We start from the raw sequence: 21,251 nt of genomic DNA, 5'->3' as shown, positions 1-21,251 counted from the left end.
TATTGCTATGAACACTCATCACTTACGTGATTCAGAAAATATTGATAATAATTTTGATTGCTACATTCTTTACAAGAAAGAAGTCAGCAATTTCGATTAACTCAACACCTGTGAGTGTCCACACAGATTACTTGATAAATTGTTAAAGAGCGGACTCGGTAACTAGCGTTTGACGCCTTGTTCCGTGTCAGTGGTTGCGCATTATAGGGAAATCATTTTATCCCGCAAGTGCTTTTCTTAATTAATTTATAAAAAAACGCTCAAAAGCACACTTTTTAAACGTTTCGAGCTAAAATCCATCAAAAAAGCTCGTTACAGCACCTTTCATGACAATTTTATCGTTAACTAAGAGATGTTTTATTACGACTTTAAGAAAGCTGGTACATCGGCAATGCTGTCTACTACTCCATCGGCAAGCTCAATACCCGCTTCATCAACGACTTTACCACTTCTCACTAATATAGCTGTGTTAATGCCCGCTGCTTTTGCAGCTCTCATATCATCAGCTTTATCACCCACCATAATTGAATTAGGCATATCAATTTTTAAAAACTTTGCTGCATCAAGCATCATTCCCGGTTTAGGTTTTCGGCAATCACAATCTTGCTTATATTCCCCGAGTCCTTTTTCTGGATGATGAGGACAATAGTAGATGCCATCTAATTCAACACCTTTATCTGCAAAGTTCCAATCCATCCATTCGGTTAAATGGTGAAAGTCATCCTCTGAGTACATTCCACGAGCAATACCAGACTGATTAGTCACCACCACGATTTTATAACCCATTTTCTTGAATGCCAGGCAGGCTTCAAATACGCCTTCGATATATTCAAAGTCATCAACAAGGTGTACATAACCTTTATCAATATTAATGACTCCGTCACGATCTAAGAACACGGCTTTATTCACGGTACTATTACTCCTAAATTCTTTATTATTCTGATTATCCCATTACTGGAAAAATTATGCACTTGTATTATAAAAGGAAGATTTTTTAAGGTTGTACTTTATAAAGCGTTCAGTAAAGGTTACCCTTCCGTAGATATTTTGTGGCATTTATTAAGAAGTAATGAGTCAAATAACACCAATAATTCATAAAACACGAACTCAAGCAGTGGTAGAAGTCTTGCGTGAGCGCATATTATCCGGCTTTATCAAAGCAGGTGAGCCACTTAGACAATCAGCTATAGCTGAGCAGCTTAATGTTAGTCGAATTCCTGTGCGAGAAGCGCTTGTTCAACTAGAAGCTGAAGGATTAGTTAAATTCGAAGCACACAAAGGTGCAACAGCCACTGAACTTTCTGTTGAACAAGTCACAGAATTATTTGAATTAAGGGCTATGATTGAAACAGATCTTCTCGCAAAAGCCATTCCCAACTTGCAAGATGAAAATTTCGAACAAGCTGATCAAGTGCTGTCTCAATTAGAGACTGCATTAAAGGAAAAAGACTCTGTGGCCACATGGAGCGAACTCAATACTCAGTTTCATACCTGTTTATACGAAGCCGCTAACAAACCGCATACACTTGAAGTCGTTCATGGACTGAACAATAGCTGCGATCGCTATATACGCTTACAGCTATTATTAACAGGCGGAATTCCAACAGCAGAACGCGAGCATCGCGAACTGTTTGAGTTGTGCAAAAACAAAGATATCGATAAAGCGACCCAACTTTTACGCCAGCACATTTTAGGTGCAGCAAAGGCAATTAAGAAGCTAGTGATTCAACAAATAGACTAACTATTGCCTCTACGTCGTTTATCAAAAGATTAATTTAAAATTTATTTGAGAGAAAACCACATGCAGTATGCTCATATTACCGGTTGGGGAAAATGCGTCCCACCAGCAAAACTGACTAATGACGACTTAGCCACCTTCATGGATACTTCTGATGAGTGGATTAAGACACGAACTGGGATCAGCGAACGACATATTTCTCACGTTAACACATCTGAGTTAGCGACTGTTGCAGCTAAAAATGCACTCGCTGCTGCAGGTATTGACGGTAGTGAACTGGATTTAATCATACTTGCAACAGCAAGCCCAGACACCTTGATTCCTAATATTGCTTCTACTGTTCAAGCTAATGTAGGGGCAACATGCGGCGCTTTTGATATTAACGCTGCTTGTAGTGGTTTCTTATATGCCCTTGGTATGGGCAGCTCTATGATAAAAAGTGGCCAGAACAAGAAAGTGCTTGTTATTGGCGCAGAGCGATTATCTTTTTATCTAGATTGGTCACGACGTGAAACCGCCGTATTATTTGGCGATGGTGCAGGCGCTGTTGTTATTGAAGCTAGTAATGAACCAGGTGGTGTTTTAGGTTACGAGCTTAATAATGATCCTGCTGCACGTGATATCTTATCATCAGGTTTCGGCACCCAGATGGACCGATTTGATTCTGCATCTCTGGATTTCTTTATTAACCTAAACGGACAAGAAGTCTTTAAACGCGCGATTCATGGTATGGGTGGGTTAAGTACTAAGGTCTTAGCTAATTGCGACATGACCAAAGAAGACGTTGACTTGGTGATTCCACATCAAGCAAACGAGCGTATTATTGATACTTTAATTAGTCGAATGAAGATCCCTAAAGAAAAAGCCTTCGTCAACATTGCTAAATACGGCAACACGTCTGCAGCGACCATTCCTATTGCGATTTGTGATGCATTAGAACAAGGCCGCATTAATTCAGGACAAACTATTTTATCATGTGCATTTGGTGCTGGATTAACATCAGCTGCTCTATTATTAAAATGGGGTGAGCGAACAACTCCGATTAATGCACCTACTGCGGAACTGTCTCCGTGTGAAGTTTCTGCACTTGAATTAATTAAACCTGCAGTAGAGTTTTTTACTAAGCGTTAAGCATTTTTAACCTTTAAGTATTTAACCAAACTCATTATTAAAAAAACCAGCCAAGTGCTGGTTTTTTATTTTAATCATCACAAATAACTACAGTTAAATTGATATGAACTCCGATACGGCAAGTTTTTGAGTTTCACCAATGGAATTCACTTGAGCAATAAAAAGCTCTGCACACGCAATTGCGTCAACCAATGCTGCATGACCTGAATAGGTAGGTAAACCATATCGCTGCCTGCAAGCATCTAAACGTAAGCTTCCTTCTTTTAATACATCATGCTGACGAAGTAGCCGCTGTTTTTCAGTCGCTAAAGTATCGATAAAGGGTAACCGAATTTGCCTGTTATACACTTTAGCCAAATGAGATTGTATAAAGCTAATGTCCATTGGTGCATGATGAGCTACCAGAATATGTCCCTGAGTACGGTCAATAAACCATTCCATCGCATCAATTAGTGAGGCACCTTCAGATACATGCTGATCGACAATGCCATGTACTGTTGCACTTTGCCCTACACTCCCATCAATATTAACCATGCACTGCTGAGCTTTTGTTAAAGGGATTAAACATGGGATTGTATCTAATTCAATAGGCACAATGCCGATACTGATTATTTCATCTTTTAACGGGTCAAGCCCCGTCATTTCGAGATCCACGGCCATCAATCTCGATGTGGAAAGTGGTTTGTTTATCACATTTAAATACGCTTTTTGATAGTCATAAAGCTTATCTTTATGGCCAAACATTTCATAATGTAAACGTGCTTTAAGCCAGAGTTCATTCACAGGTTAAAAACTCCGCATAAATTTCATTCTAAGACCTGATTGAGCATCGTGAACGACTTTAAAGGCATCACGTAACTGATGACGCATTAGTGATGACATTTGTTGTGGTTTTAAATAGTTAGTGACGTTTTGCTGGCTTGTATATTGCTCTCCTTGATTTGAAAGACGCATATGAGCAATAAATTCAAGCGCATCGGCGAGGTTGAGTGCATCCTTACGGTTTATGATATTAGCATCCATTAATGCACGAATTCGTTTTGGTGTATTCACTTCGGCAATACCCGCACTTAGTGCATAGACTCTGGCAATATCATTGATTAATGCGACGCCTTTGTGCTTTAAATCCATTCCTTTCACTTCACTGCCATCACGCTCAAGCACAAACTTTCTAAAAAAACCTAATGGCGGCGATTCCACTAATGAATTACCAGCCATTCCAGCAAGAAAGATATCGTTATCTTTAGTGCGTTCAAGTACATGACTTTGCAATTGTTCAAACAAGCTTTGTGGACCATATACGGCACGCATATCAAAAAAGATACTGGCATGCATTAACGCTTTAGGCTCAGGAGAATTTAACCAGCTTTCAAAATGTTTTTGCCATTTATCAAGAGGTAAACGCCATTTAGGGTTTTGCGCCATAATATCCCCGGGGCAATAAACATAACCACATTTATCAAGCCCTTCACAAACCGCATGGGTTAGCGCATTAAAATAACCTTTAGCATGTTCATCAGGTTCATGAGCAAGTAACAATCCATTATCTTGATCAGAACAAGCAGCTTGATCTTGTCTTCCTTGAGAGCCAAATGCTAACCAACAAAAAGCCATCGGCGCAGCCCCTAGAATTTGCTGATTTAACACAATTAGCCTACGAGTTAACGCATCGGTGACTGAAGTTAGCACCCGACCAACTTCTTCAGCTCGCGCATCGGCACTTATGAGGTTTTGCAGTAAAACAGGGATCTGTTTACTAACCTGAATTAAACTAGCAATGTCATGTTGCCGCTCAATTTCACCTATTAGTAAAAGAGGTTGCGAACTTTGACCACGTAATATATCTGTACTGGTCAAAATGCCGACAGGTTTAGTAACTTCATCATCGTTCACTTCATTCGTCATTATCGGCAAATGGTGTATACCGTGCTCACTCATCAATAGCATGGCTTCGAATACGAGATCGTTTTCAAACAATACTTTGGGATTTGCAGTCATTGCTTGATGCACTGCTAATGTACCGTCAAACCCCTCAGCTAAAACCCGATTTCGCAGGTCTCTATCAGTTAATATCCCGATTAGTTTGCCGTTATCTATCACAAGTACCGACGATACCCTAGCGACACGCATTTTTTTAGCAGCTTCACTTACACTAGCGTAAGCATTAATCGTTAGGGGATCAGGTGACATCAAGCTGTTAATCCGACTCGTCGTTGTTAAATCCTTTGCCTTAAAACGAGCTTGATGGCGTAACCTTTTAGCAAAAGCACGATTAAAAAAGCGATCAAACTCTCGGCTTTCTTTTCTTAAGTAATTAAAGGTTTCAGGGTTTAAGTGATAAACCAGGCTATCTTCGAGAATTTGCACCTGATTACTGACTTTCTCACCCGATAACAAAGATGGAAAACCAAAATAATCCCCTTCTCCAAGTCTATCTAACAACTCACCTTCTTGATCCCGTACTTCAAAGGAACCAGAACGAACAATGTATAGTTGTGGATGAGACTCATCTAACGGGACCGTTCGGCTAGCTTTGCTGTAATAGCCAATAGAGAGTTGCTGACAACATCGAGCTAAGTCTGATGAAGATAAAGAATCAAATGGAATTAACCCACTGATAAATTGTGTGATCGGTTGAAGTTCACTTGCGTCTTTCATAACACTCCATCATTTTCTCACCTCGATGAATTCACTATATGAAAAACCACTGCATGACACTATTCGACTTATGGCCAGTAACTTGATGTAAAATAATGTTTGGTTAAAAACAAAAAGAGCGCCGAAGCGCTCTTTTTTACCGTTCAAGTTCATCTTGTTAGTGATCTTGAGCGCCACCAGCTCCTTTAGGGAAGCGAATAGACTCAACCATCTCAACAACATCTTGTGGTACATCTTTAGTCACTTTACTAACAGCGAATGCGACACCAAAATTAATGAACATACCTACCATACCGAATCCTTCAGGTGAAATACCTAAGAACCAGTTATCGCTGACGTTAGCTGCAGGGTTCACGAATTTGAAGTAAACGATATAACCAGCAGTAAACAGTAGACCCGTTAACATACCAGCAATTGCCCCTTCCTTATTCACAGTCTTAGAGAAGATACCCATAATAATTGCTGGGAATAATGACGATGCAGCCAGACCGAATGCAATCGCAACAACCGCAGCCACAAAGCCTGGAGGATTAATCCCGAAGTAACCCGCCATGACAACACCTAACGCTGCGGCAATTCGGGCATACTTAAGCTCCTCTTTATCAGAAATATTGGGCATTAAATTTTTCTTCAATAAGTCATGAGAAACAGACGTTGAAATTACCAATAGTAACCCTGCCGATGTAGAGAGTGCCGCCGCTAAGCCACCAGCTGCGACTAATGCAATCACCCATGCTGGAAGTGAAGCAATTTCAGGCGTAGCAAGTACCATGATATCGCGGTCAATCTTCATTTCATTGGTATCGCCTTTAGAATAATAAATGTTGCCATCGTTATTTTTATCATCCCAAGTAATTAAGCCTGTTTTTTCCCAATTTTTAATCCAGTTAGGCGCACTTTCATATGACACACCTGTAGATTCTGGGCCATTGATTGTTTCAATCATATTTACACGTGAGAAAGCAGCAAGTGCAGGAATTGTTGTATACATAATCGCGATAAATACAAGCGCCCAACCAGCAGATAAACGTGCATCTTTTACTTTAGGTACAGTGAAGAAGCGCACGATTACATGCGGTAAACCCGCAGTACCAAACATTAATGCGCCCGTAATAAAGAACACATCAATCATGCTCTTTGAGCCTTCCGTATATTGGGAGAAACCGAGTTCCGCTGATAAACCATCGAGCTTATCTAAGAGGTAAACCCCAGTCCCATTACCGGCAGCATCAACAAGCTCAGCACCAAAACCGATTTGAGGTAAAATATGGCCTGTCATCATCACTGAGATGAAAATGGCTGGTACCATGAAAGCAAAAATAAGCACACAATACTGTGCAACTTGAGTATAAGTAATCCCTTTCATACCACCAAGTACAGCGTAAAAGAACACCACAGCCATACCGATATAAACACCCGTTTCTACTTCAACTTCTAAGAAGCGGGAGAATACAACACCCACACCACGCATTTGACCTGCTATATAAGTAAAACAGATGAAAATGGCGCAAACGACCGCAACGGTTCGTGCAGCTTGTGAGTAGTAACGGTCACCAATAAAGTCTGGTACGGTAAATTTACCAAACTTACGTAGGTAAGGAGCCATACACAGCGCTAGCAGAACATAGCCTCCCGTCCAACCCATTAAGTAAACTGAACCATCATAACCAGTAAACGACACGATACCTGCCAGCGAGATAAATGATGCCGCTGACATCCAATCGGCAGCAGTTGCCATGCCATTCATTACAGGTGGAACCCCACCACCAGCAACATAGAACTCTTTAGTAGAACCAGCACGAGACCAAATGGCGATACCGATATATAGGGCAAATGTGACCCCAACAATGAGATAAGTTAACGTTTGAACATCCATGATTTATTCCTTAGTCTTCGTGTACGTTATATTTTTTATCTAAAGCATTCGCTTTCGCTACATACACAAAAATCAGTGCAACAAACACATACATGGCACCTTGTTGTGCAAACCAAAAACCTAATTTAAAGCCCATAAAGGTAATTTCGTTCAAAACATCTACGAGTAAAATACCGCAACCAAAAGACACAAATGCCCAAATTGCGAGTAACCCCAATACTAAGCGTAAATTTTCACGCCAATACCCCGTTGCCTTGTCTTCATTTTCAAAAGCCATTGTGACTCCCCTGTCTTAATTATTTTTAAAGTCGTTAGTTAATCTAGCAACTAAAAATGTGACGACAATCACGACCTTAGTCTAAAGGTGAACAAAATCAAAAAAGAAAGCCAACAATAAATCACTATAAAACAGCAGCTTATAACGGAGCGGTATAAATAAATGGTATACAAGAGAGTTATCTGAGTTAGACCAAGGTCGAATTAAAAATTGAAGAAAAGAGCTTGTGGGTATGCATATGAAGATAGAGAAACGGTGTAATTAGCAGTTTGTCGTACGTACATAATCATGAGAGTGACTCTCTGTCACTCTCATGGTCATAGTCATTATGAAGGGTGTAACCGTATCATTGGCATTAAGATATAACCGACATCCCTCTGCATTCAAAGCCTTCAATCAACCAGCGCCGCTTCATACAATTAAAACAGCTTCTAGGCACATCATCGATCATTTCATCTTCATCATCTTCCATAAAGTGATTGCAATGAAAAGCCGCTTGTTGCGCCATATCCGTGGCTTCATTTGTAAAACGAAACAACCAACGACCTTGATCTAAATAAAACCAATTGGTGACCATAACTGACTCTTTATTAACCATTTATATTCGCTTATTAATATTTTTTTAATTGCTGTTTTAAGGCGTTACGCCAATGAAACTCACCAGTCGTTTCATCTTGATGCTGGTACACCAATAACGCGAACTTATGATTGTGCATGACAGCTTTAATTTTACCGCTGACATCAATAAGCTCATCTTCATTGAGTAAAAAACCGTTTAACTCTATTACCGCATCTAAGCCAGTTAACAGCTTAATCTCTCTTACGCTTATGGTTGATTCAGAATGCGCGTCTTTTAGGCCGACTTTAAGCTGGCCTTTCACACGTCCATCGTGTCCAGATAAACGTAAGCCCATACCCGCTATCGCACCAATAATTCCCTGACCCGTTCCGCCATGCTCAGATAAATCGATTCCAATTTCAGCTGCTAATTCATAAGCATCTTTCTTGGTTTTTACCAAGCGCTTTGCATCTTGGCCAAATGAAATCAACTTCTGAATGTCATCAGCCGTTAATAAATCTTTATCAGCTATCGCTAGACCAGGATCAGCTGCTGATGCACACTCAGTGGCCAAATGTGCAATACAGATATCTTTGATTTCAGCTAATGCTAAGCCAGAGGTGACTTCAAAGCACATGGCACTATTATGCGATGTATATGGAATGTCTGGGTGTACAAATAATTGATGCCTTGTTACCCAAGTAGGTGAGTGAACGAGACTCAAACCATCCGAATCGTTATTGAAACTTGCCTTTGAAAGCAATAGCTGCAGAATTTCCTCTGCAATCTCACCAGTCCCTTTTGTGCCAATATCATCAGTATCATCAATACAAATTAACCAAGTTCTAATCATTGTTATGACATCCTATTTCTTGTGATTAAATCATGGGCATCCAATCGATTAATAATGATTGGGACGAGTAAAGCACCAGCTATTGCAAACAAACCACCTTTAAAGCTGCTTAGCCCAAACTGCACAAGTGCAACTTGCGGATCCATTCCCACTAGCAGGTTTTGTATCCAAGATTTGCTTGCCCAAGCGATACTGCCAATAACAGCCAATAAAATGCAGCGCCAACGTAAACTAAATAAATTAGCGATAAATAAGAGCGCTACATCCATCGCAAAAGCCGGTAATGCAAACTTAAGCAATATAAATGGTCCGCCTTTCCCGACGCCTAAGATCATGGCTAACAGGCCAGCTAACAGTCCGCATAACGTCATGCTGCCAATTTTATTCGTAGCGCCGTAGCAGACTAAATAAAATAAGCTCATTAAAAACATCGAGTGTCCTGTTAAACCTAGTTTCATTCGCATCATGCTTTTAATCGCCACCAACAAGGTGGCGCAAAATCCGATGAACAATGCATTTTGAAGTGTGAAGCCTTGCTTCATTAATGATTCTCCTAAATTAGACGTTAAATAAATGGCCAATGGGAATGATGCCTTTGCCTATCGAAATGCCTTTGCTGTGCAGACTTGGCGATATGTTTTGATAGGCTTAGCAGTTGAATTAGCAAAGGAAATAACACGCAGCGAATAAGCTCGACCCAATTTAAAGGGTTAATCAACTGTTTAGGTGTTATTCGGGCACCACGTAGACATTGGATATGATAAATATCTCGTACTTCTTGAGTGATATAAGGTAATAGTTTGATGGAAGTGGTAATAACGAACGCCCACTTACTTGGTAAAATAAAGCACAATACTTGGCTCATATGGTGTGACGTTTGAGTACTCGCAAGCCACCAACTCGGTAACATCACTAACATAATTCTAAGCACGACAATCAATGCTTCAATGACTTTATCGCTGCCATAAAATAAAACATATAAACCGACAGTAATGACCAACTGAATAGCAAATAGTTTAAGTAATGGGCTTAATCGCGCTTTGTAAAAACGAGCATGAATAAGTAAAGCAATATTAATGAGCAAAATGTAGCTAAGCTGCGAAGTCGTCACTAAAAACGCACTGCTTGATAAGACAATACTAAACACCATGGCAAGCGCACACAGGCATTTGGCTTTAAAGGATTGTCGAAGCATTTTTGAATACTCGCCCCCTTTAGTAGCCTGATTATCATTGCTTGAAGCCAGCTTATGACTCTTCATCATGTGATTTACACTACAACCTTGAAGTCGCTTTTTAGTCATAGGTTAACCTCACACATATCGGCTAAGACAGGTTGCCTGCCTGAAGCTTGTCCCTTTTGAAAGCCCTGCCCTTGCTGAGAGTGCTGCTCGTGCTGAGAATCTTGCTTGTGCAGAAAGTACCGTTCACGCTGAAAGCACTGGGTTAATTTCCCACCAGCAATCTGCCAGACTTTACTTAAGTGCGTTTTCATTATTGGCCTATGACTTGTTATAAGAATGGCTCCACCTTGCAAACAAAAGTCTGTCAATACATCAATCACATAAGAAAAATACTGACTATCTAAACCCGCAAAAGGGTCATCAAGTAATAACACTTTAGGCTTTAAACAAAGTACTGAGGCTAAGGCAACTAAATGTTGTTGACCGTATGACAGCTTATGCGGGGATTGAGCCGCCAAATGACTGATATTGAGCTGAGTTAATATTTCACTCGCACGTGACACTGGTAAACCAAATCGCTTTAAACTAAATTCAACCTCTTGTTGCACAGACACTTCAAATAACTGTCTAGATGGGCGCTGCATCAAAAAGCCCAGGTCCTGTCCAAAAGTACCAAGTTTAACCGGCTTGCCTAACATCAAAATCGCGTGCTGATTTTTATCATCAATACCGACAATTTGATTCAACAAGCTTGTTTTTCCGCAGCCATTTTCTCCAAACAGCCCAACCATTTCACCAGCGTAAAGCTGCAACTCTTGGCTAAGTTCAATCAATGGCGGCTTACCAGTAAATTGAACCGTCAAGGGTGATATAGCTAACCTGATGTCAGTTTGTGCAGATACCGTTATAGCTTGAACAGCTGGCATATTTAACCGCCAAAGTTCAGTATTTTCTCTCAGTTGTGGCTTGTTAGCTAAATGCTTTAAAGGGCAAGTTTCTGCTTTCTGAATGGGCGCTTTATCCTGTTTATGCAGCACGCCGTTTTTTAATAGCCAATGTGTATTGATAACTTGGGAGAATGCCGCAGAATGGTGCTCTGTCATCACGACACTTACCCCCGAATCCACAAGCTGTTTTAGAGCCTCATTTAACTCAACAACACCAGCATCATCCAATTGTGCCCATGGTTCATCAATAAAAATCACATTGGGACGAAGCACAAGCTGCGCAGCTAACATCAGCCGATATTTTTGTCCAAGCGACAAATTACTCACTTGCGTATCTAATGGTAAATCGAGTCCTACTTGCTGTAATGCTTGCAAAACAAGTTGCAGCATCTCAGGTGCAGGAAAGGCTAAGTTTTCTAAACCAAAGGCAACTTCTGCACCCACAGTTTCTCGAATAAGCTGTATATGGGGATCTTGCATAACGAGGCCTAAACGAAGGCCATCGCTATGTAATATCTCACCTTTAAAATCAAATTCACTTGGCATTGCCATCAGCTGTAGCAAGGAGGACTTACCTGCGCCAGTCTCACCACAAATACAGTGGCACTCGCCCGCTATCACGGTAAAGTTCAATTGCTTTAAAAGTGCTACAGATGATGACTGATGTCGAAAACTCACTTCATGCAATGCCAATAATGTCATTGGTTACAACTGCCAATTAATACCAACAAAGATCTGTCTGCCGGCTTGAGGCAATGCTTCACTTTGATAGTAGTTTTCATCCAGTAAATTAGTCGCTCGAATATAGGCTTCTAAATGATCCACCATCAATGGCTGCACAATATTGATATCAACTAATGTGTAGTTATCCACTTCATTTCTAACTGAGATTGTTTCACCTGAAATTTTCTCGCTGGTGTAATAAATTTGATCGGCAATATATTCAACGTTCAGGTTTACACTCATACCGAAATCGAATTGATAAAGGCCTTGGAATCTAAACTGATGTTTTGGTCGATACTCTAATTCGTTCATAAGATCATTATCAGAATCTTCAGCATCTAAATAGCTGTAAGAGACTGTCAAATCTAAGTCATCGAAGTATTCGTTTCTTACAGAAAAATCGACCCCTTTAAACGCGTAGTTACTGATATTTTGATAAACACCGTCATTGTCTTTAGCAATGTAGTTTTCAGCGTCAGTGTAGTAGCCGGTAATATCTAAGCTGGTGTTATAAGCTAACCCTTGATTCAGACCTAACTCAACATGTGATGATTCCTCAGGCTCTAGTTCACTGTTACCTGATGATTGCGCATAGAGGTTTCTTAATGATGGAAAACGCACTTTACGAGCAATACCTGCATGCAGTTTACTGTCCTCAGTCACTCGCCAAAAACTAGAAAGTTGCGCCGAGTAATTAGTATCGTCAGCATCATCACGCTCTTGACTGTGCGCCGCACCACCGATAGTGACACCGTACTTACCGTCATTCTGGTACTGATATTCGACGGCCAGCGTATTTAACCAGCCATCCTTATTAAAATCGTCACTTGAACCTGAACCATCGCCACTTCCAGAACCTGAACCACTGCCACTGCCAAGAATAGAGGCGCTACTTGTATTAGCCTCATAATTAACGGATTCCCAACTTTGCTTTTCGCTAATAATTGACCCTGTTAATAAACCCGCTGTATCAAAATCAGCAATCAGCTGTAAGTTCCCGCCCTGCACCGTTGATATGCCATCTTGCGTAGAATCGATATCGCTGTAATCACTACTGGTATAGACAGTTTCAAATACCTGACTTTCGTTATGGTAGCCATAGCCTCGTAACGCGAGACGATCAGAAAACTTATGTGCAAAGCCTAACTGGACTATGGTGCTTTCAAAATCATCAACTCGTTCAAACTTAGATTTACTGGTTCCTGTGCCATCCGTGCTTGGTTTACCCCAATTGCCAGATTTATAGTTTACATTTGCGCTCAACATCGTTTCATCAGAAACAAAGTAGCTTCCTTGGGCGTAAAAGTTATCGACAGTTTTATCCGCATTTAAACGTGTATCACCACTTTGCTCATCCGTGTCTTCAAAATCTGATGACATCGGAAACCCATCAGTTTGCTGGCGGTTATAACTAGCAAAACCTTGCCACTTTTCACCGCTACCGGCTAAGTTCACATTGCCATTTATTGTGTCATTTTCTGCGAACTCAAGGTTACCGGATACACTTGGAGCGCTATCCCCTTGTCGAGTGATAATATTGATCACACCACCCGCACCACCTGGTCCGTAAAGCACAGACGTTGGGCCTACTGAGACTTCAACTGACTCAATTTGTGAAGCTGGTATGACACTTGGATCAAACTGACCGTCTTCAGCATCATTGGCAGGAACACCATTAATTAAGTAAATAACATGGCGCGCTTTAAATCCGCGAATATCGACTCTCGGCGTTCCCTGCCCGCCAACTCGTACGTATATGCCAGGTACATTGGCCAGAATTAAGTCAAGACTTTGTGCGCCTGAGGCTTCTATTTCTTCTCGTGAGATATCCCAGTGAGTCATAGAAGACTGCGCCGCTGTAGGGCCTTCACCTTTTACAACAATTACCTCTTGAATCTTCAGAACGGGATCGCGTTCAATCGTTTCTGCATAGGTATTTAAGCTGGCTAAAATAGCAATGGATAACACTGAATAACGCAATGATTTTTGCGCAGGCTTGCTCATGTTCATTGTGCGACAACATCCTAATTAATAAGTCCTATTTGAGTGCGAGCATTGTTGCGATCGCAATCTAAAAACTCAACTAGGACCCATTAAAACTACAACCAACACGACAAAATCTGACAAATTGGAAATCAAAACCAAAAAAAAGGACAAAATGTCCTTTTAAAGTGCATAAATATCAAACTAGAGGCAAACTTGATGCAATCAGCATTTATGAATCAGTGATGAATTATTGGTTTTCAGTCTTTCGCCCATTCATTTAATTTTCTATCGATGGTTTTGCGAGAGATATTTAAGTGTTCTGCTGCTAATAGCTTATTGCCTTGGTAAATATTCATTACCCGCAAAATATGGGCTTTCTCGATGTGCTTAAGATCCCATTCAATGGGAAAGAAGTGCTGAGTAGATGAAGTAGCCTCGCTAATACTTTGCCTATCAGCCTGTTGGCAATCGGTATGAGGGTTTTGCTTAAAGTACTCATTGGGAAGTACATTCATCATTAAACACTGCTCAACCGTATTTTTTAACTCTTGAATATTCCCTGGCCAATCATATTCCGTCAGGGTTTGATAATCAGTAATCCGCCACGCGTTAAAACGTGTGAGTAAATCTTCAGCAACAAAAACGTCAGTTGCAATCAATTGACTCACAAAAAACTTTACGAGTAAGACAATATCCTCAGAACGTTGATTCAAAGGAGGTAAATGAAGGTAGAGACACGCCAATCGATGATAGAGCTCTGATGAAAAAGCCCCTTGTTGAACTCGCCTCAAGAGTGAAGAATGACTCAAACTGACTACTCTCAGCTTTAGAGTAGACAACAAACTAACTGAGTCTAACAATTGCATTAAAGCAATTTGACCAGTAACAGATAGACTATCCACATGTGCCAAAACAAGCTGTACATATCGCCTTGGATTAGAGGTTGCTTTATCACAACCAGCTAAAGCCGTCTTCGTTAGCTGCAACTCATCACGGCAGTCTATAACAACTTGTTGGCAAGGACGGTCTGCCAACTGCAATAATTGATGAGTCGCTAACTTCTTACCGGTACCAACAAGGCCTTCGATCAATATAGGAGAATTAGATACACTGGCACTGAGTATGTTAGCTCTCATCGTTTCTGCAATGCTACTGTCACCAACAAGCTGTGAGTATGACTTAACGGGCTGACATGTTTGCAGGGAAACTTGCTTAGATGACAACCGATAACGCTTACACCAATTCGCAATGATAGATTCTGAGTCACGATACTGAATCGGCTTATTTATAAAATCCTTCGCCCCCTTTCTCATCATGGCTAATATATCGTCAACCTCAGGCACCCGACTAAGCACAATGAAATGCTCTGGGTAACAATACTTATCATCAGCAGATTGAAGTTCGATGTTATGGGTTACAGCGTCAAATAAAGAATCGTGTATTGGAAAGTCACTGTTATTAATACCTTGATGAATAACATCACTAGCAAGATGTTGACGGTTTAGCATCTGCCAAAATGTTTCGACCAACTTGATATCAATAACAACCAAATCGAAATTGAATCGCCGAAAATTGACTACCGCTAATTCAAGCGTTCTTGCGTGCTGAATCAACCTGAAGTATCGAGATAATATCGGCTCAAGACTTTGCCAAGCACTTAAGTCCGGCTCAATCACCATGACAGCCATATCCAATTGCATTGGGTCAGAAACATGCTCGTTTAATTTAGCCTTATTCATTAACGGTTATCCAAGCGTAAGTCATCAAATATTATCAATTCAATCAGATAATCTGGATAAATATGATCTCAAAGCGCTCATTAATTACAAGTAGGATAAATCCAACATTGCCCACAAAAGTTAACTTTAACTGCTAATGCAGATATGCATCGACGCTCGCAATTATTACACTAACGAATCATTGCCACCTAAGCAGCATCTGGGATTACTATGCCAATTGATTCAAGCATTATCTATATGAGCACTAAGCAAGTCGCTGAATACTTGGACTTAAATGAGAAAAAAGTTTATTCGATGGCCAACCAGCGCATCTTACCTGCAACAAAAGTGACAGGAAAATGGCTATTTCCCAAAGTGTTAATTGATCGTTGGCTTATGGATTCATGCCATAGCGGCATGCTGTCAGATAGAATGCACATCACTGGCAGTGACGATCCTCTACTTTCAATGCTTGTTGCACAGTTAATGTCTGAAGGGGAACATCAAGAAATCATCAGCTATAGCGCAACAGGCTCTAAGTCAGGCTTAACTTTGCTTTCCCGTGGTTATGCTGATGTCTGTAGTATTCACTGGGAAAGCCAACATGGCAGTCGAGACAGTTTATACAACCTATTGAAAAGCTACCCTAATCATCAACAATGGATTTTAGTGAGTGGGTTTGAACGACATCAAGGCTTAATGGTTCGCCAAGAAATGGCATCGCTTTTTGATAATGTAAACCAAGGCACATTGCAGTCTTTAAGATGGGTTTCAAGACAAAAAGGTGCAGGTAGCCAACTTCATTTAGAGCAATGGTTAACGCAGCAGCATATCAATATTAATGAATTACTTTTTACTGCCACAGCAAAGTCGGAACGAGAGCTAGCGGCTTATATAGCCCGTAATAATGCTGATATTGGTTTTGGTTGTCAGGCCGTTGCTGTAGAAAGCGGGTTACATTTTATTCCTCAGCTAACTGAGTCGTTTGACTTTGTCATGTCTCAGAGCATCTTTTTCAGGCGCCAACTGCAAGCGCTATTAACCTTGTTAAATCAACCTCAAACCACCCAGCTAGCTAATTTATTATCGGGTTACCAGTTAACGAAAAGTGGCGAGCTCCTTTGGCGTGGTCAATAAAAAATCAAGAATAAGCTCACTCACGTTTAGTCAAAGCTTATAGAATGATTCATCCTTAATAGATCAAAGGCTTGTACTACCTGAATAAGGCAGGTAATATTTTTTTATAATAATGACAAGGATGATTCATTGAATAAAAAATCCATCAATCCACAACACCTTATTTTAGCACTGGTTCTAGGTGTCATTGGCTTTATCGTCAACTGTTACCCCATTCCTATTTTTGCCAACGTCCAGCTGGTCATGGGTAATACCTTTACGGTTGTATCTGCCGTTATTTTAGGCCCTTGGTATGCCCTATTAACAGCTGTTTTCAGTGCAACAGGCTTAATGGTCACTTGGGGAAGTCCTCATGTTTACTTACTGTTTTGTATCGAAGCGGTATTTATAGGTTTTATTCGCCGTAAAGGGGTTTACCCGCTATACGGCAGTGCCATTTACTGGATACTTATCGGAATGCCACTGACGTATTTATACATGAAAATAGTCAGTGATTTACCAGCAAGCCATATGCCGTTTGCCATCATTAAGCAAAGTATTAATGGTCTAATATATGCCTGTTTAGCTTCTTTAATTATTGTATTGATCCCTAAACTTTGGCAATTTAATGGCCAAGGGACAGCGAAAAAAAGACGTTCGTTCAATGCTCAAGTAACCTACTTTATGACATTGATGATCACCTTATGCTTACTTATCTCAGCCCTTAGTTTTAATTATCTGTTTCTAGAAAAGCAGCAACAGCTATTAAAACAAAACTTAACTGATACGACGCAACATTTAAGCTCTGCAACCGAGCAATACATAGACGATCACAAAAAAGTAATTGAATACGCAGCCAACTTTCTCAGTTTAGCCAATACCACTAACGACGAATGGCAGCCAATGCTGAGTCAACTGCACACAAGTTATCCTAGTTTCATTACCATGTTGATTGCCGATAGCAATGCGCAAGTCAAAGCAGGTAGCCCTGGTGTAATGATGCTGGACGAAAAAAACAATATTAAAAATATGTCGATAAGTGACCGAGATTACTTTATTCAATCCTTCCATAATCGCCAATTATATGTCTCATCCGTATTCAAAGGGCGTGGATTTGGTAGTGACTCAATCATCGCTATCAGTGCGCCGTTTTACCAAAATAATAATCAAGCACAAGTTGCTGGTATCATTGAAGGTTCCTTGAATTTACAGTTTTTCGCTAATATCGATAATCAAAATAGTTATGGTGAAAAAGAGTTGCTGGTACTTATAGATGACAATAAAAAAATCATCTATGCATCCTCAGAACTTGAGCTCAATGAAGAAGATGAATTTACTTACTCTGATGATAAAGGCGCATACCATATTGCGTTAAATACCATCAATATTCGTGATCTTGAATCCACTTCGCCAGAACATGTATTTGTAAAAACACGCCTTAATAATGGTTGGGAGTTATATGTATTAAAGCCCCTCTCACCATTACTTAAAACTGCCGAACAGCAAATGTTAGGCACCTTTTTGATGCTGATTATTTCAATTATTTTCACCTTTATCATTTCAAGAAAGGTGTGCCAATTATTAACAGCGCCACTCGAAATCGTCGCTAACCAATTTGGTAATATCAATAATGATGATTTAAAAAGCCAAGTGCTGGATGAAAACTCGTCTAAAGAAGTATTTAACCTCTACCAACGGCTCACCAACAGTAAGCGTGAACTGCTAACACATCAGCTAGAACTTGAAGAGACAGTGGCAATCCGCACTGATGAGTTAGAGCAAGCCAACAAAAAGCTACTTGCTTTAGTGGATAAAGATCCATTAACGGATCTTAAAAACCGCCGTTATGCTGAAGATAAATTTGATGGCTTATTAGATTTTTGCTTACGTGGTGAACATGCAATTACCATAGCAATTCTTGATTTAGACTTTTTTAAGCAGGTCAACGACACCTATGGACACTTAGCAGGAGATGAATGTTTACGTACCGTCTCAAGTTTACTTAAGCAAGAGTTTAAGCGTGATACGGATATTGTAGCTCGCTATGGTGGGGAAGAGTTTTTACTTATTTTACCGATATCAAATGCCCTTAAAATTGAGCATCATTTAAATCAATTCAAACAAAAGTTAGCAGCGCTTGTGATCACTTCTCCAACAGATCAACAGCAGTTTTCTGTGACCACCAGTATCGGCGCAATTACTGCTAATGCCAGCTTTTCAACTGACATTGATGTATGGATTAAAGTGGCCGACGATAATCTGTATGCGGCTAAAGAACAAGGTCGAAATAAAGTTATCATTAATGTGATTAATGAGTAAGACGGTTATACCTATGGATTTATAACCTCATCCATTTTATTAAGCATATACGGGTAAAATGGATTCCACTTCTGACGTAACATTTCAGCAGCAGGGATCCCAAATAAGCCACGTTCGCCAGTAAAAATAGCTTGGCCAATTTGAATGTGGCTCACCTCTTTCAAAAAATCTGGACCATACAAAGGATCCGCTTTAGGGAAAGGTAAAGCCACGTGAGATAAGGAATATACCCCACGTGGCCATTCAAATGGTAGCGCTTCACTTGTCAAGGATTCACCAGAAGCTAATCTTGTCTCTTTTACAAAGTGCTCACGTTCAGTATCATTTTCAATCAAGGTCAGTTGATAACCCATTGGCTCTTGTAACCATAGCTTTGCCATTTCATCCATCGGATCATTAATAATCAACTGATGATTATTAGGATTTCGATTAATATCAAAAATGACTAACTCGTGTTGTTTTGAAGGTAAGTACTGATAAAGGTTATTCACCACGGCATTGGAAGAAACGGTATCATCAGCAAGCGACTGGAAAGTTAAAATCGGTGCTAAAGAGCCTAATTGCTCAGTTGAAAACGATTCAATAATTTGATGATTTCGCTGAGATAATTGATAAACAACATCACCAGCGTTAACTGCAAAAGAGCTATATTTAAACGGGTCGTACTCAACTGAAATACTGTTCCAAAATAACTTTTCATAACCTAAAAACCGGCCTAACATTGCTTGCCATTTAGCACCTGCTGCAATGGGTTGTAGCCCTATTGCAGGGGAAAGAAAAATCATACCTTGATAGTGCGTTTCATTGCCTCTGGCAATGGCTTCTAACTCAATGTTTAACGCTAAGGCAGCCCCCGTTGAAAAGCCAACCACGTATAACGGCTTACCATTAAGTTGTTGCTTCATATGCTGCGTCGCCAAATCTACAGCGCTGGCTAAATCAGGCCAAGTAATACCGGTTAATCCTGCGGGAATGGTGCCATGTCCAGGTAGCCTTAACCCCAAAATATGAGCATTTTTCTTAAAGTGTTTAGCAAGATGAGACATTGCATAGGGTGAGTCAGACATACCATGGATCAGTAAAACACCAAACTCAGCATCGGCTTTTTTCCATTCAAACGAGCGGTTCCAGTTATAATTCCATCCATTGGGATCAGATAAGCTACCAGTTTCATACCGGTTAATGACAGAAGGCGTTTCTGGCGAGTAACTTTGATAAATTTTATTCTCAATTTCACTGAACAAGTCACTTTCGAGCGACAGGTATTCAGCAAAGTTTTTTAACCCCAACTGCTGATGGTATTCGTGTTTTAGTTCAGTTGTGTGCCAGATATCTAACTCAGCTCTGGCATTTAATAACCAAACTAAAATCGCAATAAAAACGATAATACTGCCGATAAAGCCATAAACAGCAAAAAATAGAAGTTGCTTTGTTGAGCCGATCACAATCGCTTTCATTGATCTTTCCTTGAACACTAAGCGCTTTGTAAATCTGTGGCTAAATGACACATCTCGCTGCTTAATGATATCGTTACACTTATCCGATTCTATAGACTCATGTTTGCCTAAAAGCCTATTCGAGTCTAGAGATTAATCATGATAATCTAGTAAAAATGAGGGAATTAACAGACATTAAAATGACATCAGACCTGTCACCAACCAATAATGAACAAATAAAATTTGGCCATAAAAATGCCAAAATGGCGTTTTATTTACCGACTGCACCTATCATCCCAACAGACACTGAACTCACGCTGCCTGATACCAGTAAGATAATCGAACTTAATGGTAATCATTGGCGTAAAATCTTTACCATAATGGCCAAAATTACCGCCGAGAATAACTCAGCCGATTGCTGGAAAAAACGAAGAGCAGATTTGTTTACGACAAAAAGTGAACCACATGACTCAACATGTTTAATCATCAATTCAGCAGGTATAGACCCGCATGCAGAAGTGCATATTTTATGTGGCCAGGTGACTTATGAACGATTACAACATTCAATAGAAACGCATATGGGCCTGAATTGGCAAGATGAGTTAACAGAACTGGGTGAAAAACAAAAAGTAATGGCGCATAAGCAAGTCCTTATTGCGCCATATTTAGATTATCGACAGTTTCCTAACCAGCTCATAGAAGCAGTGAGAGACTACCTAAAACAATATTGA

At 40.2% G+C, this 21,251-nt stretch carries 18 protein-coding genes; 5 read left to right on the top strand and 13 right to left on the bottom strand.

Going from position 1 to position 21,251, the window contains the following annotated elements; all coding sequences use genetic code 11:
• Positions 1-360: 360 nt before the first annotated feature.
• On the bottom strand, positions 361-909 hold the full coding sequence (gmhB, locus tag AB4128_RS16350; protein ID WP_372038311.1) for a D-glycero-beta-D-manno-heptose 1,7-bisphosphate 7-phosphatase: 549 nt from the start codon (positions 907-909) through the stop codon (positions 361-363).
• 160 nt (positions 910-1,069) lie between these two features.
• Between gmhB and AB4128_RS16345 the strand changes: the two genes are divergently transcribed.
• A complete protein-coding gene (locus AB4128_RS16345) occupies positions 1,070-1,741 on the top strand; it encodes a GntR family transcriptional regulator (RefSeq protein ID WP_055024625.1) in 672 nt (223 codons plus the stop codon).
• 60 nt (positions 1,742-1,801) lie between these two features.
• The gene (locus AB4128_RS16340) at positions 1,802-2,869 is read left to right on the top strand and encodes a ketoacyl-ACP synthase III (RefSeq protein ID WP_372038309.1); all 1,068 of its coding nucleotides are present in this window, start codon (positions 1,802-1,804) and stop codon (positions 2,867-2,869) included.
• A gap of 93 nt (positions 2,870-2,962) precedes the next feature.
• On the opposite strand, the gene AB4128_RS16335 is transcribed toward AB4128_RS16340, so the two are convergent.
• From AB4128_RS16335 to AB4128_RS16285, 11 genes are all read right to left on the bottom strand, one after another.
• The gene (locus AB4128_RS16335) at positions 2,963-3,652 is read right to left on the bottom strand and encodes an exonuclease domain-containing protein (RefSeq protein WP_372038307.1); all 690 of its coding nucleotides are present in this window, start codon (positions 3,650-3,652) and stop codon (positions 2,963-2,965) included.
• A 3-nt stretch (positions 3,653-3,655) separates the two neighbouring features.
• Positions 3,656-5,527, bottom strand: a complete 1,872-nt coding sequence (locus tag AB4128_RS16330) for a DUF294 nucleotidyltransferase-like domain-containing protein (RefSeq protein ID WP_372038305.1) — start codon at positions 5,525-5,527, stop codon at positions 3,656-3,658.
• Between the two features lie 157 nt (positions 5,528-5,684).
• The gene (locus tag AB4128_RS16325; protein WP_055024628.1) at positions 5,685-7,403 is read right to left on the bottom strand and encodes a sodium:solute symporter family protein; all 1,719 of its coding nucleotides are present in this window, start codon (positions 7,401-7,403) and stop codon (positions 5,685-5,687) included.
• A 10-nt stretch (positions 7,404-7,413) separates the two neighbouring features.
• Positions 7,414-7,680, bottom strand: a complete 267-nt coding sequence (locus AB4128_RS16320; RefSeq protein WP_055024629.1) for a DUF4212 domain-containing protein — start codon at positions 7,678-7,680, stop codon at positions 7,414-7,416.
• Between the two features lie 355 nt (positions 7,681-8,035).
• The gene (locus AB4128_RS16315) at positions 8,036-8,257 is read right to left on the bottom strand and encodes a hypothetical protein (protein ID WP_119969438.1); all 222 of its coding nucleotides are present in this window, start codon (positions 8,255-8,257) and stop codon (positions 8,036-8,038) included.
• A 34-nt stretch (positions 8,258-8,291) separates the two neighbouring features.
• Positions 8,292-9,089: a DNA-binding protein gene (locus tag AB4128_RS16310; protein WP_372038314.1), complete on the bottom strand. Its 798-nt coding sequence runs from the start codon at positions 9,087-9,089 to the stop codon at positions 8,292-8,294.
• Positions 9,090-9,094: 5 nt separating this feature from the next.
• Positions 9,095-9,634, bottom strand: coding sequence for a core component of ECF transporter (locus AB4128_RS16305; protein WP_372038304.1), 540 nt, complete (start codon positions 9,632-9,634; stop codon positions 9,095-9,097).
• A 23-nt stretch (positions 9,635-9,657) separates the two neighbouring features.
• Positions 9,658-10,395: an energy-coupling factor transporter transmembrane component T gene (locus tag AB4128_RS16300; RefSeq protein WP_372038302.1), complete on the bottom strand. Its 738-nt coding sequence runs from the start codon at positions 10,393-10,395 to the stop codon at positions 9,658-9,660.
• Entirely contained in the window at positions 10,392-11,924 is a 1,533-nt protein-coding gene (locus AB4128_RS16295; RefSeq protein WP_372038300.1) for an ATP-binding cassette domain-containing protein, read from the bottom strand. The genes AB4128_RS16300 and AB4128_RS16295 overlap by 4 nt, the downstream gene beginning before the upstream one ends.
• A gap of 3 nt (positions 11,925-11,927) precedes the next feature.
• Entirely contained in the window at positions 11,928-13,955 is a 2,028-nt protein-coding gene (locus AB4128_RS16290) for a TonB-dependent receptor plug domain-containing protein (RefSeq protein ID WP_372038298.1), read from the bottom strand.
• Positions 13,956-14,188: 233 nt separating this feature from the next.
• On the bottom strand, positions 14,189-15,670 hold the full coding sequence (locus tag AB4128_RS16285; RefSeq protein ID WP_372038296.1) for a sigma-54-dependent transcriptional regulator: 1,482 nt from the start codon (positions 15,668-15,670) through the stop codon (positions 14,189-14,191).
• A gap of 210 nt (positions 15,671-15,880) precedes the next feature.
• Between AB4128_RS16285 and AB4128_RS16280 the strand changes: the two genes are divergently transcribed.
• Positions 15,881-16,786, top strand: a complete 906-nt coding sequence (locus AB4128_RS16280; RefSeq protein ID WP_055024637.1) for a helix-turn-helix transcriptional regulator — start codon at positions 15,881-15,883, stop codon at positions 16,784-16,786.
• Positions 16,787-16,915: 129 nt separating this feature from the next.
• The gene (locus tag AB4128_RS16275; RefSeq protein ID WP_235530889.1) at positions 16,916-19,084 is read left to right on the top strand and encodes a diguanylate cyclase; all 2,169 of its coding nucleotides are present in this window, start codon (positions 16,916-16,918) and stop codon (positions 19,082-19,084) included.
• Positions 19,085-19,095: 11 nt separating this feature from the next.
• On the opposite strand, the gene AB4128_RS16270 is transcribed toward AB4128_RS16275, so the two are convergent.
• Complete coding sequence (locus AB4128_RS16270; RefSeq protein ID WP_372038294.1) at positions 19,096-20,541, bottom strand: alpha/beta hydrolase; 1,446 nt, start codon at positions 20,539-20,541, stop codon at positions 19,096-19,098.
• Between the two features lie 179 nt (positions 20,542-20,720).
• Between AB4128_RS16270 and AB4128_RS16265 the strand changes: the two genes are divergently transcribed.
• Complete coding sequence (locus AB4128_RS16265; RefSeq protein WP_372038292.1) at positions 20,721-21,251, top strand: DUF6942 family protein; 531 nt, start codon at positions 20,721-20,723, stop codon at positions 21,249-21,251.

This window comes from Shewanella sp. 10N.286.52.A9, from assembly GCF_041468985.1.
In the GTDB taxonomy this organism is placed as follows: domain Bacteria; phylum Pseudomonadota; class Gammaproteobacteria; order Enterobacterales; family Shewanellaceae; genus Shewanella; species Shewanella japonica.
Note: the sequence above shows the minus strand (reverse complement) of the source record. Positions and strands in the feature narration are given on the sequence as shown.

Excerpts from the sequence above, each read along its gene's own strand:
- AB4128_RS16345 (WP_055024625.1), top strand. The coding sequence starts at position 1,070 with ATGAGTCAAATAACACCAATAATTCATAAAACACGAACTCAAGCAGTG.
- AB4128_RS16340 (WP_372038309.1), top strand. The coding sequence starts at position 1,802 with ATGCAGTATGCTCATATTACCGGTTGGGGAAAATGCGTCCCACCAGCA.
- AB4128_RS16330 (WP_372038305.1), bottom strand. The coding sequence starts at position 5,527 with ATGAAAGACGCAAGTGAACTTCAACCGATCACACAATTTATCAGTGGG.
- AB4128_RS16325 (WP_055024628.1), bottom strand. The coding sequence starts at position 7,403 with ATGGATGTTCAAACGTTAACTTATCTCATTGTTGGGGTCACATTTGCC.
- AB4128_RS16320 (WP_055024629.1), bottom strand. The coding sequence starts at position 7,680 with ATGGCTTTTGAAAATGAAGACAAGGCAACGGGGTATTGGCGTGAAAAT.
- AB4128_RS16315 (WP_119969438.1), bottom strand. The coding sequence starts at position 8,257 with ATGGTCACCAATTGGTTTTATTTAGATCAAGGTCGTTGGTTGTTTCGT.
- AB4128_RS16305 (WP_372038304.1), bottom strand. The coding sequence starts at position 9,634 with ATGAAGCAAGGCTTCACACTTCAAAATGCATTGTTCATCGGATTTTGC.
- AB4128_RS16300 (WP_372038302.1), bottom strand. The coding sequence starts at position 10,395 with ATGACTAAAAAGCGACTTCAAGGTTGTAGTGTAAATCACATGATGAAG.
- AB4128_RS16295 (WP_372038300.1), bottom strand. The coding sequence starts at position 11,924 with ATGACATTATTGGCATTGCATGAAGTGAGTTTTCGACATCAGTCATCA.
- AB4128_RS16290 (WP_372038298.1), bottom strand. The coding sequence starts at position 13,955 with ATGAACATGAGCAAGCCTGCGCAAAAATCATTGCGTTATTCAGTGTTA.
- AB4128_RS16285 (WP_372038296.1), bottom strand. The coding sequence starts at position 15,670 with ATGAATAAGGCTAAATTAAACGAGCATGTTTCTGACCCAATGCAATTG.
- AB4128_RS16280 (WP_055024637.1), top strand. The coding sequence starts at position 15,881 with ATGCCAATTGATTCAAGCATTATCTATATGAGCACTAAGCAAGTCGCT.
- AB4128_RS16270 (WP_372038294.1), bottom strand. The coding sequence starts at position 20,541 with ATGAAAGCGATTGTGATCGGCTCAACAAAGCAACTTCTATTTTTTGCT.
- AB4128_RS16265 (WP_372038292.1), top strand. The coding sequence starts at position 20,721 with ATGACATCAGACCTGTCACCAACCAATAATGAACAAATAAAATTTGGC.